Below are 13,552 nucleotides of genomic sequence, written 5' to 3'. Positions count from 1 at the left end.
GGGCGGGGCCACACAAAGAAACGTCGAGGGGACCATGCTGATCACGAACATCACGGGCAATGTGAACGAGACGCCGCTGCCCGACGGCGTCCATGTCGAGACCATCACGGTGCCGAGCGCCCAGCTGGTCAAGCGCATCCAGCGGATGCGGACCGACCACGGCACGGAGGTGGGACTGAGGCTCCCGACCGGATCTGCGGACCTGAGGGACGGCGACATCCTGGCCCTCGACGACCACAACGCGATCGTGGTGCGGGTCGAGGCGACCGACGTGCTGGTCATCCGCGCCCGGTCGATCCTGGAGATGGCGGTCGTGGCCCACACCCTGGGCAACAGGCACCTGCAGGCCCAGTTCTTCGGGGCGGACTCCGAGTACGACGCCGAGGTGATGGTGGTCCAGTACGACCACACGGTGGAGCAGTACCTGCAGGGGGTGGGCGTCCCCTTCGAGCGCCAGGACCGCATCATGCCCGTGCCGTTCCGACACAGCGAGCACACCCATTGAGAGCCCTCGCCCTTCTGCTCCAGCTGAGTGACTCCGCCCTGCCCACGGGCGGGTTCAGCCACTCGTTCGGGTTCGAGCAGTACCTCGCTCGGGGCGAGGTGAAGGACGCGAGGACGTTCACCGCATGGCTGGAGGTGTACGTCGCCAACCAGCTCACCTTCACCGACGCGCTCGCGATGCGCCTGCTCTACGACGGCGTCGACGAGGCCGTGCTGGCCGAGCGGGTGGTCGCCTGCACCCTGCCCGCCCAGTTGCGGGCCGCCGACATCGCCATGGCCAAGCGCCTGCGCAAGATCGGGGTCGAGGCGCTCGGCACGCCGCCCACACAGGTCGAGCTGGCGCACCCCGCCCTCGAGTACGCCCGCATCACCCGGCATTTCGACGTGCCGTGCTCCGATGCCATCATGGGCCACCTGACCGGCACCGTGAACACGCTGACGCAGAACGCGGTGCGGGGCATCCCGATCGGCCAGTCGGACGGCCAACTGGTGGTCGCCGCGGCGCACGCCTGGATCGAGCACGTCTGTCACGTGGTGAAAACGCTGGACGAGGGAGACCTGGGCATGGTGGCCCCCGGCCTGGAGATAGCCCAGATGCAGCACGAGCGGCTGCGCGCACGCATGTTCATGAGTTAGGAGAAGAAGTGACCCAGGACGGACCCATCCGCATTGGCGTCGGCGGCCCCGTCGGTGCCGGCAAGACGCAACTGATCGAGCGGATCACCCGATCGATGTCCGGCGACGTGTCGATGGCTGCCATCACGAACGACATCTACACCATCGAGGACGCCAAGATCCTCGCCGCCACGAGCGTGCTTCCCGAGGATCGCATCATCGGCGTCGAGACCGGTGGTTGCCCGCACACGGCCGTCCGCGAGGACACGTCGATGAACGATGCCGCCGTCGAGGAAATGATCCGGCGCCACCCTGACCTGGAAGTGCTGTTCATCGAGTCGGGAGGCGACAACCTCTCGGCAACGTTCAGCCCCGAGCTGGTCGACTTCTCGATCTATGTGATCGACGTAGCCCAGGGTGAGAAGATCCCGCGCAAGGCCGGGCACGGCATGATCAAGTCCGACCTGCTGGTCATCAACAAGACAGACCTCGCCCCCTACGTGGGTGCGAACCTGGACGTGATGAGGTCGGACACCGACAAGGTCCGGGGTGAGAACCCGTTCGTCTTCACGAACCTCAAGACCGACGAGGGTCTCGACGAGGTGGTCGCGTGGATGCGCCACAGCGTGCTGATGGACGACCTGGCGTGACCCCGCCCTCGTTGGGCTTTCGCAGCCCGGCCGCCGTGGCGGGAGAGGCCGCGGGCTCGTTGTCGCTCTCGGTCGCCCGCCGCGGGGACAGGACACACCCGACGCGGACGGTCAGTGCGGGCGTCCTGCGCCTGATGCGGGCCCTCTACCTCGATGATTCGGGGCAGATCACGTACATCGTCATCAACCCCGGCGGTGCCTACTTCGGCGAGACGTACCGGATCGACGTCGACGTTCAGCCCGGCGCCCACCTGCTGTTGGCGAACCAGGGGGCGACCCGCATCTATCGGACGCCCGAGGCGCCCGCGGTGCAGGTGGGCGCGTTCACCGTCGGGGCCGGCAGCCGGCTGGAGTACATGCCGGACCAGACCATCGCATACCGCGAGGCCGACTACCGACAGACGACCACGCTGACCGTGGCGCCGGACGCCCAGGCATTCTTCGGGGAGATCATCACGCCCGGGTGGGATCCCGAGGGTGCGCGGTTCACCTATGCCGGCATGCGCCTGAGGATCGACGTGCACACCGACGGCGGGCTGGTCTGCACCGACAACCTGCGCATCACCCCGGCGACCATCGGTCCGGCCATCAACGGCATCGGGTACATGGAGGGGTTCTCGCACCTGGGCAGCGCTCTCGTCCTCGGCCGCCACGTGGCCTCCCCCGACTACACGGACGCCGTGCGGGGTCTCGTGGAGAGCTGTGGCCTGGACCGCGTTGGTGTGACGGCGGGAGAACGGCACGGCGTCGCGTGGCTGATGGTCCGCGCGCTCGCCGGCTCCACGGACGCCCTGTCCGCGCTGCTGCTCGACCTCAACGAACTCGACCGGTTCCACACGACCGGGCAGGGCAGACTGGACCTGCGGCGGTACTGATGGTCAGGACCAACCACGATGTCCGAACGCCCGCCACACGACCAGGTCAGGCCTCGCTGGCTCCCGGAGAAGCATCCGGCGCCAATCGCTCGTTGCGGATCTCGAAGCCGGCGGCCGCCATCTCGTCCTTGACCTCGCCGACCGACACCGTGCCGAAATGAAAGACGCTGGCAGCGAGCACCGCGTCCGCACCGGCCCGGGCCGCATCGACGAAATGGGCGGCAGTGCCCGCACCACCGGACGCGATGACCGGCACGTCGACAACCTTGCGGACGGCCTCGATCATCTCCAGGTCGAACCCAGCGGTGGTCCCGTCCGCATCCATCGAGTTGAGAAGGATCTCCCCCGCGCCGAGGTCGACCGCCCGCCGGCACCACTCGACCGCATCGAGACCAGCGGACTGCCGTCCCCCGTGCGTGGTGACGCCGAAGCCGGACGCCGTGCCGCCCTCGCGACGGGCATCGACCGAGAGGACCAGCACCTGGTTGCCGAAGCGCGTGGTGATCTCGCGAATGAGTTCCGGTCGACGGATGGCTGCGGTGTTGACGCCGACCTTGTCGGCACCATGGCGCAGCAGATCGTCGACGTCCTCCACGGACCCAATGCCGCCACCCACCGTCAAAGGGATGAACACCGATTCAGCGGTCCGTCGGACCATGTCCCGAGTGGTGGCCCGACCCTCGTGCGACGCCGAGATGTCGAGGAACGTCAGTTCGTCGATGCCGGCGGCGTCATAGGCGGCCGCCAGTTCGACCGGGTCGCCTGCGTCCCGGAGATTGACGAAATTGACTCCCTTGACCACGCGACCGTCGTGGACGTCGAGGCAGGCGATGATGCGAACGGCAACGGACATGCCCCCATCCTGAACCATTCCCGGCACCGCTCGACGCCCGGGTCACCGTTGCGAACAACGCGGTCCGCGGCGGGGCAGCCGGGTTAGATTGAGTCGGTGCTCGCTCTCGCCTCATCAATTCCCACGCTTCTCCTCGCGGTCGTCCTGATCGTCAGCGGAATCGCCAAATTGCGGGACGCGGCAGCGGTTCGGGAGTCGTTCATCACGCTGCAGATGCCCCCGTGGCTGACCCGCAGCCCCGCTCCGACGCTGCTGCCGTGGGCGGAGATCGTGCTGGCTCTTGCTCTGGTCGTCCTCGGTGGTCCCCTCTTGGTCGCCGCCGCTGTGGCCGCGTGCGCGCTGTTTGTGGCGTACCTCGTCATCATCGCTCGCGCCGCCCGGTTCGATCACCCAGTCGAGTGCGGCTGTCTGGGGCGCCTCGGGCTGGGGGTGGTCGGGCCCGTCACGGTCGTCCGGAACGCCGTCCTGGTGGCGGTCTCGGGATGGGTGCTGATCGATGCAGTGGCCGGCCGGTCCGTGCTGGCCCGCTGGCTGGACGCCGATGCTGCGTCGTGGGCATGGCTCGGGATGGTCGGGTTGGGCGTGCTGGTCGCCGGGCTCATGGTGTACGCAGGGCAGGACCCCGAACCGGACACCGGAGCCACCGCCGTCCCTGCCCACGTCCCCGCCGGAGCGACAGATCCGGCAGCGGCTGACGGAGAAGTGCTGACCGACGAGGCCGACTATGAACGGACTCCGATCCCGCATGTCTCGCTGGGGCTGCCGGCCGGAGACCAGCGGGTGACCCTCCGTCACTTGGCAGCGACGCAGGCGCGGCTCCTGGTGTTCATCAATCCTGGCTGCGGCGCCTGTGTGCCGGCCCTGGAGTCGCTCCCCGCACTGCGCGAACGTGTCGGAGACATGATCGGGATCCATGTCGTGTTCGCCGCCGAAACAGACGCCGAGAACCCCTATGTGACGCCTGCGGCGCTTGGCGACGAGTGGTTCGTCGATGAGGAGGGCATCTTCATCATCACGCTGCAGCTCGCCTCGCCGGGCGCGGTGCTCCTGGGCGCCGATGGCTATCTGGCGGGCGGTCCCGTCGTCGGAGCCCAATCGGTGATCGAGTTCTTCGACGACATCGCTGCGGCGCTCACCGAAGACGCCGTGCAGGCGGGATGATCCGACGACACCTCACGCATAGCTGATGGTGGGCGCCGGGACCTCCCGCGCCGTGCGCCGCACCAGGATCGTCTGCGCCACCGGCCCGGAGCGCGTCAGTGCCCATCCCCCGGCGGCCGGCTCACCTGCGGGCGCGAAGACCCCGGGGCCGGTGACGGCCCACCAGGTTCGTCGGGTGATCACCCGACGATTAAGACCCGGAGGTCAGCTTCCAGATGCACTCGCCCGGTCAGGGCGTCCCGGTGTCCGCGGCGAAAGCGACGACCCCACGCTGCATGGCCGCCCGCAACTCGCGGCAGACCTCCCGCAGTTCCCCCGGACCGGCCGCGTCGCGCACTTGGTCCGCGAAGTCGATGACCTGCCGCACCCATCGCACGAAATCGCCGGCGGTCAGTCCCGACTCGTCCAGGATCTCGCCCAGCGGCCGACCGGCGGCCCAGGCAAACGCCGGCCGGGCGAACCCGAGTTCTGGTTCGGGGCCGCGCTCCAAGCGGAAGTCACGCTCCACGAGCGACACCTCGCGATAGATCGTGCGGATCTCCTTGAGCGTCTGATCCGTGGCGGCGTCGGGCATCCGCGGTGGCCGAGCGCCGAACTCGGTCCGCCGTGCCTCATAGATGAGCGTCGACAGCGCCGCAGCCAGCTGCGGTGCGGTCAGCCCGGCGAACACGTCCCGCCGGATGCATTCGGTCGTGACGAGATCGAGCTCGGCATAGATCCGAGCCAACATCCGCCCGGCGTCGCTGACCCGCAGGACACCACCCGCCGCGGACACGAGATAGCCCATCGACTCGAGCACCTGGCAGATCTTGTCGAACTGCAGTGCGATCGTGTTGGTCCGGCGCTCGACCCGCGCCTTGATGTCCCGGTTGTCGCGCTCCGCTCGCAAGGCCTTCTCCGCGAACCGGGCATGCGCTTCCCGGTCGGGACAGCGGTGAGACGGATGGTTCTTGAGTTCGGACCGCAACTCAGCGATCCGGGCCGCAATCTCCTCGTCCATCGGCCCGGTCCGCCAGCGAGCTGCGGTGCGGTCGATGTCGGCGAGTCGCGACTGGAAAGCTGCGTTGAGACTTCGTCGTGCGTGAGCGTCCTTGATGTGGAACTTCTTGGGGATCCGCATCCGGCCGGCGACCCGCGGCGGGGTCGGGAAGTCCGAGAGCGTGAGCCGGCGGGAGTGCCGGTCCTCCCCCATCACCAGCGGGTGGGGCTCGTTCCGGGCCGACCGCACACCGGGGTCGATCACCACGGCCCAGCCCTGGGACTTGCCGCTCGGCACGTGGATGATGTCGCCGGGCTCGAGCTTGAGCAGCGCGTCGAGGGCTTCGGCACGCTTGTCCGCCTTGCGGTTGCGGGCGGCCTCCGCCTCGACCTCGGAGATCTCGGCACGCAGGCGTGCGTACTCCTCGAAGTCCCCCTGGTCACACTCCGCCTGCCGCCAGAACAACTCGGCCTGGTCGCTGTTGCGCTGGATCGCGCGGGACAACCCGACGACGGACCGGTCCGACTGGAACTGGGCGAAGCTCTGCTCGAGCAACGTGCGCGCCCGGTCGTGCCCGACGGCACCAACCAGGTTGACGGCCATGTTGTAGGTGGGGGCGAAGGAGGATTTGAGCGGATAGGTACGCCGTGAGGCCAGCCCGGCCACCGCTCGCGGGTCCATCCCCGGCTGCCAGAGAACGACCGCGTGTCCTTCGATGTCGATCCCCCGCCGCCCTGCACGGCCGGTCAGCTGCGTGTACTCCCCCGGCGTGATGTCCGCGTGCACATCACCGTTGAACTTGACCAGCTTCTCCAGGACCACCGACCGGGCCGGCATGTTGATGCCGAGAGCCAGGGTCTCGGTCGCGAACACGACTTTGATCAGGTTGTTGACGAAGCATTCCTCGACGCATTCCTTGAAGGCGGGCAGCATGCCGGCGTGATGCGCCGCGACGCCGCGCAGCAGCGCTTCGAGGAAGTCGTCGTAGTCGAGGGCCTCGAGATCCGCCGGGCTGAGCCCGACGATGTGGCGGTCGACGATGTCGAGGATCGCGGCGCGGTCGCTCGCGTTCGTGAGGCGTACGCCGGAACCCAGGACCTGCTTCACCGCAGCATCGCAGCCGACCCGCGAAAAGATGAACACGATCGCCGGCAGCAGATCCGCGCGGTCGAGCGTTTCGATGATGTCCGCCCTGCTCGGCGGCCGATAGCGGCTGCGGTCGCGATGGTCCCGGTGCGCGGCGCCGCCATAGGAACCCGAACCGTGGCCATGTGCCCGCTTGCCGCGTCCGGAGCGGCCGCGTGGCCTGCGAGCATCGTCGCGCACACCGCGCGACTCGTCCTTCGACACCCGCAACAGCGCAGGATTCACCTCGGCCCGCACCCTGGAACCGTCCAGGACCGCGGTCGGGGCGACGTCGTCGAACAGGTCATGGAGGCGACGACCGACGAGGACGTGCTGATAAAGCGGCACCGGCCTGCGCTCGGAGACCACGATCTCCATGCGACCCCGGACCTCGGCGAGCCAGTCACCGAACTCCTCGGCGTTCGACACGGTGGCCGAGAGCGCGACGACCACCACGGATTCCGCGAGACCGATGATGACCTCTTCCCAGACCGCGCCGCGGAATCTGTCCGCGAGATAGTGGACCTCGTCCATCACCACATAGCCGAGGCCCTTCAGGGTGGTGGACCCGGCGTAAATCATGTTGCGCAGCACTTCGGTCGTCATGACGACGACCGGCGCCTCGGAGTTGATCGACGTATCGCCGGTCAACAGGCCGACCTTGTCGGGCCCGTAGCGGGCGACGAGATCGTGGTATTTCTGATTGGACAGCGCCTTGATCGGGGTGGTGTAGAAAGCCTTCCGCCCGGTTTGCACCGCCATGAAGACCGCGAACTCGCCCGCGATCGTCTTGCCGGCTCCGGTCGGCGCAGCGACGAGCACCCCGGAACCGCCCTCGATGTGGGCGCAGGCCGTCCGCTGGAAATCATCGAATTCGAACCCGTAGGCCGCCGAGAACTCGTTGAGCATCGGGGTTTTCTGGCGTTCGCGGAAGAGGGCCATGCGCTCCGCGGGGGTCAGTTCGGCGTCGGGATCAGTCACACTTCCACTTCATCACGTCGCGGCCGGATGGAGCGAGCGACATACACGGCACCGATGGTCAAGGGCACCGTGAGGATCACCAGGATGAACTCGCCGAGCTGCAGGCTGCCGGTCCGGTCATAGAGGAAGCCGACCAGCACCGGGCCCGTTGCGGCGATGAGATAGCCCACGCCCTGGGCGAGCGCAGAGGTCGCCGGCACATCGGCGGGGTTGGATTGGTGGGCGATGAATGTCAGCGCCATCGCGAGGCAGATCCCCTGGCCCAGACCGGCGATTACCGCGCCGGTCAGCACCGTGACCGGGAGGCCGATCCACAGCAGGATCAGGCCCACCCAATAGATCGAGAACATGACGATGAGGTTGCGGGGGGCTCGCGGATGGACGGTGACGAACTTGGCCATGAAAGACCCGGGGAATCCCAGCAGCGTGAAGGCCGTCAGCATGAGCCCGGCTTGAGTGTCGGTCGCGCCAATCTCGCGGAACTGGGTCGGCAGCCAGGTCAGCAGTGAATAGAACAGCAGCGATTGCACGCCCATCACGAACGTGATGATCCAGGCAAGTCGGGTTCGGGCCACGTGCCGCAGCCCGGTCGGCTGGGCACCCTTGTGGGGTTGGTTGTGGGTCTGTCGACGCACGATCAGGCTGACGATCGACCACACCAGCAGGGCGATGATCGCCGGGATCAGCCAAAAGCCGATCGAGGTCGACCAGGAGAGGCCGGTGCCCACCCCGATCGAAGTCACGAGCGGGCCGAGTGCACCGCTCATCTGCAGGGTGACCGAATAGAGCCCCATCACGAAGGCGAGCCGGGTGGCGAACCATGTTCGGGCGAGGGCGGGCACGATCACGTTCCCGATCGCCACCCCGAGACCGATGAGCAAGGTTCCCATGAAGAACGGTCCGACATCGACGACGAGACGCACGCCGATGCCGACGATCAGCAGCAGGACCGCGACCCAAAGCGTTGGCTCGACCCCGAGCTTCGCCGAGAGAAACGGGGTCACGAAGGCGAACACACCGAAGCACAACAGCGGCAACGTCGAGACGAACCCGGCCGCGGTCGGGTTCAGCGCGAGGTCCTCGGCGATGGCCTTGAGCACGGGGGGCACCGCAGTGATGGGCGCCCGCAGCATGAATGCGGCAAGGAGCATCCCGACCAGCACCCAGCGGGCAATCGTCTGTGGCTTCATGCGGACATTCTGACGGTGCCTATCGATTAAGCCACTCCGGGTGCCGCTGGATGACCCGGGAGTTCGCGATCGTGACCGTCTCGAATCGAGATGAGGAGCCAGGGTCAGGCCTCCGCCGCAGCCTCTCCTTCGTCCGCCGCGGGCGTCTCGATCTCTCCGCCGAACACGGTGAGGGACCGGGGTGCCACGGAGATCCGCAAGGGCGCGTCGCCGAGTTCCTCACCGTCGCCCATGCCATAGACCCCCGGTCCGTCGACGATCACTTCCGTCGCGGTGAGTCGCTCCACCGCCGGATCGTTGACGAACCGTCCCGAGAACATTGTCGGCAGGAGCCGCAGGAGCGTGTTGCGGCTCACCGGGTGAGCGATCGTGACATCGATCAGACCGTCCGTGACGTCCGCGGTGGGCGCGATCTTCATCCCGCCACCGAAGTAGGGCGCGTTGGCCACTGCGACGAACATCGCGGGAACGACCCGCTGGCGTCCGTCGATCGTCAAGTGATAGGTCAAGGGTTCGAACTTGGCCAGTTCGGCGAGCGCCGCGACCGCGTAGCGCAGGCCACCGATCGGCCATTTGCTGTGGTTGGCGCGCCGATTGACCATCGCGGCATAGCCGGTCGCGACCACGGTCCCGACCGAACGCACCTCGGCGCCACCGGCGAGTGCGCCCTCGATGCGCAGGGTGTCCACCCGGCGGGTGCGCCCGGAGATCACCCAGTGGGCGGCCTGGACCGGGTTGAAGACCCGGATGCCCAATCCCCGACACATGTCATTGCCGGTGCCCGCCGGGATGAGCCCGAGGGGCACTTCGGTGTCGGCGCAGGCATTCACACCGAGGGTCATCATCCCGTCCCCGCCCATCACGAGGAGTGCGTCGGCAGGGACGCCGTCATGGGCGGGCCGCGCGTTCTCGGCCGCCATGATGCAACGCTGGCGAGCCTCGGCGAAGTCCGAGGTCTGGTGGACACGCAGCGCAGCACCGGGCATGCCCTTCAGCAGTTCGCGACAGACTTGGGGCAACAGCTTCGCTGCACGGCCGCGGCCAGCGCGAGGATTCACGACCAGGGTCAGCGTGGCGCCGTCATAGCGGTGCAGGGGTGTCATGGGGTCCTTGGGCTTCAGGCGGTGACGGACGGTGCGTCAATCAGAGGTCGAGCAGGTCGGCATCGGGGTCGCGACGCCGTCTCGCCTTGTCGTTGATGCGGCAGATCACTTCGGCGATGCCATAGAGCACCGTCATCGGGAGGGCCAGCGCCAGCATCGAGAACGGGTCGGTGGACGGGGTCGCAACCGCACCGAAGATGAAGACGCCGAAGATGATGAACGGCCGTGCGCTCGCCAGTTGTCTGGCCTTGACCACCCCGACCAGGTTCAGGGTCACGATGACCACCGGGAGCAGGAATGCCAGCCCGAACACGAGCATGAGCCGGATGAGGAACGTCAGGAAATATTGCAGATCCAGCAGGTTCGCCACCGGGACCGATTCCGGGGTGAAGCCCAGCATGACCTCGATGCCCTTGGGCAGCACCCAATAGCCGACCGCGACGCCGCTGAGGAACAGCGGGGTCGCCGCGGCCAGGAACAGCAGGGCCCACTTCTTCTCCTTGGCCAGCAGGCCGGGAGCGAGGAACGCCCAGAGTTGATAGAGCCACAGGGGCGCCGCCGCGATCAGCCCGGCGACTCCGACGATCTTCAGCGCAAGGATCGGCGGCGCGGTGACGCCGATGTTCACCGCCTGGATCTCCGCGTTGGGCCGGCGGGCCATCAGTGCCTCGCTGGCCGACACGAACGGCTGGAGCAGGACGTCGTAGAGACGGCCATAGAAGAGCGCGCAGACGATCATCGCAAGCACGATCCACAAGACGGCGACGACCAGTCGATAACGCAGTTCGGCCAAGTGCTCGAACAGCGTCATGTTCCCGTCCTTGGGGACGGGCGGAGGTTTCAGCCACTTGAGGCTGATCCTGCGCCGGGGGCGCGCGGAAACCTCAGTCACCGTGGATCAGCGCTGGTCTTCGGGACGCGGCTTGGGCTCCACGATCTCCGCGTCCGCAACGTCGGGGCGGGTCGCGCCGGCATCCTCGATCCCACGAGGGCGGTCGGCAGCCTTCTTTGCCTCGTCCTCGGCCTTCAAACCGCGGGTTTCCTCCTTGAACTCCCGGATCGCCCGGCCGCTGCTGCGCCCGAGCCCGGCAAGACGGGAGCCGCCGAACAGCAGCAGCACCACGACCAGAATGATGACCAGTTCCATCGGTCCGAGACCGAACACCAGCGGAGTCATGTCGTTCCTCTCTTCGCGCGAGGTCAGGCCCCCGCCCGTTCGTCAATCGTTCCGATCGCGACGTCCGCCATCCTACGTCGACGCGCAGGGTGGTCAATGCAACCGTTCACGAGCGTCGGGCCCCTGCTGGGACGGGTCGAGGCCGCCCAGAATGTCGGCGAGTTGGTCGGCGCGCTCGGCGAGCACGCCGAACTCGGCGATTACGCCCCGTCCCTTGCGCCACAGCCACCACACGAGCAGCACGGTCTGGAGGACGGCGTACAACCCGATCGCGCCGAAAATTAACCACCAGTTCATGATGATGTCCCGAACAGCGCCGCGTATTGCGCCTCCGCAGCCACCGCCTCCAGTGCCGCCGACTCGCCTGCCCCCGCGGGCGCCACGACCGTCGCGTCGCCACCGAGCCGCAGCAGCAGTCCCCGGAACCAGGCCGGATCGGCCACCCGCAGGCGCACGCGCAGACCACCACCCGGCTGTGGTGTCCGCTCCGCCACGGGGTAGTACTCCGCCACCCATGTCGCCGGCGGCGCCAGCTCCAGCTCCACCTCGGCGGCCGTGCTGAGCCGATCCAGCCACCCCTCGGGCGGATCCGGCGCGCCCGGCCGCTCGATCGCCGGCTCCGTCGTGACCTCCGCCTCCGCGATGCGGTCGAGCCGGAAGCTCCGCCATCCGCCCGCGCTGCCCTCGTCGACCGGATCGCTCCAGGCCTCGAGGTAGGCGTACCCGTCCCGCATCCGCAAACTGTCCGGGTCCACCAGCCGGGTCGTCGTCCGGCCGCGGCTCGGCGAGTCATAGGTGAGCCGCAGGCGTACGCCCGCTCCCAGCGCCGTCGAGATCGCTTCCCGCACCGGTTCGTCGGCGGCCCGGACGCCGATCCGGATGCGATCGGCCAGGTCGGCGGAGTCACCGGCCACGGCCGTCAGTTTGGCCAACGCACTGTCGATGCTCGCGAGCGCATCGGAACCGGCGACCTCCCGCAGCGTCCGCAGCCCCAGGATGAGCGGGAGGACCTCTGCGGGCGTGAGCCGGAGCGGGCGGGCCAGGAACTCGGCATTGGTGAGGAAGATGACCCCGTCACCGTCCACGGCCTCCATGTCGATCTCGATGAGATCACCGGGCAGCAGGCCCGGCAGGCCGCACATATAGAGCACCCCCAGGTCCTTGCGCAGCTGCGCCGGGGTGATCCCGAATTCGGCGGCGACATCCGCGACGCGGGCGCCCGGACGGCGCTGGAGATACGGCACCAACGACAGCAGCCGGGGCACCTGCTCCCGAGAAGTCGCACGTCGACTCACGATGCACCCCCCGGGACCGGTGCGTTCTCGGGCCGCAGGCTCTCGACGACCGCGGCCAGCTGGCGGCGCACGAGCGCGCGCAGCTCCGGTGGATCGAGCACGATCACATCGCTGCCGCTCCCGGCGATCTCGGTCGCCATGACGTCGAGCGCGCCGAACCCGACCGCGTACGTCTCGAATCCACCCGGCACGCGACCCCCGCCCGGCAACCGCGGAGTCTCGACCGGTTCACCCCGTCGTCGCAATGCCGGTGCTCTGCCCGCTCGGATCGCGAGCAGCGCCCGTCGATCCGGCCGGCCCGGTTCGAGGCGTTCGGCAAGGGCACGGAGATCGAGCGGTTCCGGCACGCGGACAGCACCATCGGGGCCCTCGGCGACCGGTTCGTCGAGGATGCGGGCGAGTTTGAACATGCGGGTGTCGGCGCGGTCGACGTCGAGCCCGATCAGATACCAGTTTCCCTTGTGGGACACGATTCCCCAAGGCTCCACCAGACGCCGTGCGGACTGTTCGCCGCCGGCTCGGCGGTAGTCGAAGCGCACGCGTCGACCGGCGACCAACGCCTGCCACAGCGGTTCGAAGGCGGCCACCCGCGCGGTCGAGGTCGGGGCGAGCAATTCCGTGCGGTCCGGGCTCACCAGTCCTGCGGCCCTCAGCTTGGCCAGCGCCAGCTGGGTCGATTCGGCGAGGTTGGCCTCCTGCCAGACCCGGCCGGCCATGGACACGACCGCCGCTTCGTCGGCGGTGAACCCGATGGGTGGCAACTCGAAGTCCCCGCGCGGGATGCGATAGCCGAGCTCGTCGCCGAAGTAGGTGGATTCGGTGCCGGTCTCGACCGGGACGCCCAGCTCGCGGAGCTCTTCCTTGTCCCGCTCGAACATGCGCTCGAACGCGATGTCGGACAGCCCCGCGTACCCCTCCACCGCACCCCGGATCTGCTCCCGCGTCAGGAATCGCCGGGCCGAGAGCAGGCAGATGGTCAGGTTCAGAATGCGCTCGGACTTGCGAGGTGCCATGCTGGACCGTTCCCTTTCCACGACAGCCGGG

Annotated in this window: 15 protein-coding genes; 5 read left to right on the top strand and 10 right to left on the bottom strand. The window is 68.1% G+C overall.

Going from position 1 to position 13,552, the window contains the following annotated elements:
- Nucleotides 1–34 precede the first annotated feature (34 nt).
- Genes ureE through ACQ260_RS00160 form a run of 4 tightly spaced genes read left to right on the top strand, consistent with a single transcriptional unit; the run spans nt 35 to nt 2,644 of the window.
- A complete protein-coding gene (ureE, locus tag ACQ260_RS00175) occupies nt 35–505 on the top strand; it encodes an urease accessory protein UreE (RefSeq protein ID WP_432557377.1) in 471 nt (156 codons plus the stop codon).
- Nucleotides 502–1,140: an urease accessory protein UreF gene (locus ACQ260_RS00170; RefSeq protein WP_432557376.1), complete on the top strand. Its 639-nt coding sequence runs from the start codon at nt 502–504 to the stop codon at nt 1,138–1,140. The genes ureE and ACQ260_RS00170 overlap by 4 nt, the downstream gene beginning before the upstream one ends.
- An 8-nt stretch (nt 1,141–1,148) precedes the next feature.
- Complete coding sequence (gene ureG, locus ACQ260_RS00165; RefSeq protein ID WP_432557375.1) at nt 1,149–1,769, top strand: urease accessory protein UreG; 621 nt, start codon at nt 1,149–1,151, stop codon at nt 1,767–1,769.
- Nucleotides 1,766–2,644: an urease accessory protein UreD gene (locus tag ACQ260_RS00160; RefSeq protein WP_432557374.1), complete on the top strand. Its 879-nt coding sequence runs from the start codon at nt 1,766–1,768 to the stop codon at nt 2,642–2,644. Before ureG ends, ACQ260_RS00160 begins: the two co-directional genes overlap by 4 nt.
- A 46-nt stretch (nt 2,645–2,690) precedes the next feature.
- Here ACQ260_RS00160 and hisF read toward each other — a convergent pair whose 3' ends face one another.
- Nucleotides 2,691–3,497 (bottom strand): imidazole glycerol phosphate synthase subunit HisF, encoded by an 807-nt coding sequence (gene hisF / locus ACQ260_RS00155; RefSeq protein WP_432557373.1) that lies wholly within the window; start codon nt 3,495–3,497, stop codon nt 2,691–2,693.
- Between the two features lie 96 nt (nt 3,498–3,593).
- Here hisF and ACQ260_RS00150 point away from each other — a divergent pair, with 96 nt between their 5' ends.
- Complete coding sequence (locus tag ACQ260_RS00150) at nt 3,594–4,658, top strand: MauE/DoxX family redox-associated membrane protein (RefSeq protein ID WP_432557372.1); 1,065 nt, start codon at nt 3,594–3,596, stop codon at nt 4,656–4,658.
- A gap of 12 nt (nt 4,659–4,670) precedes the next feature.
- Here ACQ260_RS00150 and ACQ260_RS00145 read toward each other — a convergent pair whose 3' ends face one another.
- The 9 genes from ACQ260_RS00145 to ACQ260_RS00105 all read right to left on the bottom strand — a co-directional run bounded on the left by ACQ260_RS00145 (nt 4,671) and on the right by ACQ260_RS00105 (nt 13,521).
- Complete coding sequence (locus ACQ260_RS00145) at nt 4,671–4,841, bottom strand: hypothetical protein (protein WP_432557371.1); 171 nt, start codon at nt 4,839–4,841, stop codon at nt 4,671–4,673.
- Nucleotides 4,842–4,887: 46 nt separating this feature from the next.
- Nucleotides 4,888–7,704, bottom strand: coding sequence for a DEAD/DEAH box helicase (locus tag ACQ260_RS00140; protein WP_432558335.1), 2,817 nt, complete (start codon nt 7,702–7,704; stop codon nt 4,888–4,890).
- A gap of 35 nt (nt 7,705–7,739) precedes the next feature.
- On the bottom strand, nt 7,740–8,933 hold the full coding sequence (locus tag ACQ260_RS00135; RefSeq protein WP_432557370.1) for an MFS transporter: 1,194 nt from the start codon (nt 8,931–8,933) through the stop codon (nt 7,740–7,742).
- Between the two features lie 104 nt (nt 8,934–9,037).
- Nucleotides 9,038–10,036 (bottom strand): diacylglycerol/lipid kinase family protein, encoded by a 999-nt coding sequence (locus ACQ260_RS00130; RefSeq protein WP_432557369.1) that lies wholly within the window; start codon nt 10,034–10,036, stop codon nt 9,038–9,040.
- A 40-nt stretch (nt 10,037–10,076) separates the two neighbouring features.
- The gene (tatC, locus tag ACQ260_RS00125) at nt 10,077–10,847 is read right to left on the bottom strand and encodes a twin-arginine translocase subunit TatC (RefSeq protein ID WP_432557368.1); all 771 of its coding nucleotides are present in this window, start codon (nt 10,845–10,847) and stop codon (nt 10,077–10,079) included.
- Between the two features lie 87 nt (nt 10,848–10,934).
- Complete coding sequence (gene tatA, locus ACQ260_RS00120) at nt 10,935–11,213, bottom strand: twin-arginine translocase TatA/TatE family subunit (RefSeq protein WP_432557367.1); 279 nt, start codon at nt 11,211–11,213, stop codon at nt 10,935–10,937.
- 93 nt (nt 11,214–11,306) lie between these two features.
- A complete protein-coding gene (locus tag ACQ260_RS00115) occupies nt 11,307–11,510 on the bottom strand; it encodes a hypothetical protein (protein WP_432557366.1) in 204 nt (67 codons plus the stop codon).
- A complete protein-coding gene (locus tag ACQ260_RS00110) occupies nt 11,507–12,508 on the bottom strand; it encodes a helix-turn-helix transcriptional regulator (protein WP_432557365.1) in 1,002 nt (333 codons plus the stop codon). Before ACQ260_RS00110 ends, ACQ260_RS00115 begins: the two co-directional genes overlap by 4 nt.
- Nucleotides 12,505–13,521: a helix-turn-helix transcriptional regulator gene (locus ACQ260_RS00105; protein ID WP_432557364.1), complete on the bottom strand. Its 1,017-nt coding sequence runs from the start codon at nt 13,519–13,521 to the stop codon at nt 12,505–12,507. The genes ACQ260_RS00110 and ACQ260_RS00105 overlap by 4 nt, the downstream gene beginning before the upstream one ends.
- Nucleotides 13,522–13,552: the final 31 nt, after the last annotated feature.

The sequence above is a fragment of the Ammonicoccus luteus genome, assembly GCF_050880385.1.
Classification (GTDB): Bacteria; Actinomycetota; Actinomycetes; order Propionibacteriales; family Propionibacteriaceae; genus Enemella.
The sequence above is the reverse complement of the archived record's forward strand: the minus strand, read 5'-3'. Positions and strand labels throughout refer to the sequence as shown.

What these genes read in the sequence shown, in the direction of transcription:
- ureE (WP_432557377.1), top strand. Translation starts at nt 35, where the DNA reads ATGCTGATCACGAACATCACGGGCAATGTGAACGAGACGCCGCTGCCC.
- hisF (WP_432557373.1), bottom strand. Translation starts at nt 3,497, where the DNA reads ATGTCCGTTGCCGTTCGCATCATCGCCTGCCTCGACGTCCACGACGGT.
- ACQ260_RS00140 (WP_432558335.1), bottom strand. Translation starts at nt 7,704, where the DNA reads ATGGCCCTCTTCCGCGAACGCCAGAAAACCCCGATGCTCAACGAGTTC.
- ACQ260_RS00135 (WP_432557370.1), bottom strand. Translation starts at nt 8,933, where the DNA reads ATGAAGCCACAGACGATTGCCCGCTGGGTGCTGGTCGGGATGCTCCTT.
- ACQ260_RS00130 (WP_432557369.1), bottom strand. Translation starts at nt 10,036, where the DNA reads ATGACACCCCTGCACCGCTATGACGGCGCCACGCTGACCCTGGTCGTG.
- tatC (WP_432557368.1), bottom strand. Translation starts at nt 10,847, where the DNA reads ATGACGCTGTTCGAGCACTTGGCCGAACTGCGTTATCGACTGGTCGTC.
- tatA (WP_432557367.1), bottom strand. Translation starts at nt 11,213, where the DNA reads ATGACTCCGCTGGTGTTCGGTCTCGGACCGATGGAACTGGTCATCATT.
- ACQ260_RS00115 (WP_432557366.1), bottom strand. Translation starts at nt 11,510, where the DNA reads ATGAACTGGTGGTTAATTTTCGGCGCGATCGGGTTGTACGCCGTCCTC.
- ACQ260_RS00105 (WP_432557364.1), bottom strand. Translation starts at nt 13,521, where the DNA reads ATGGCACCTCGCAAGTCCGAGCGCATTCTGAACCTGACCATCTGCCTG.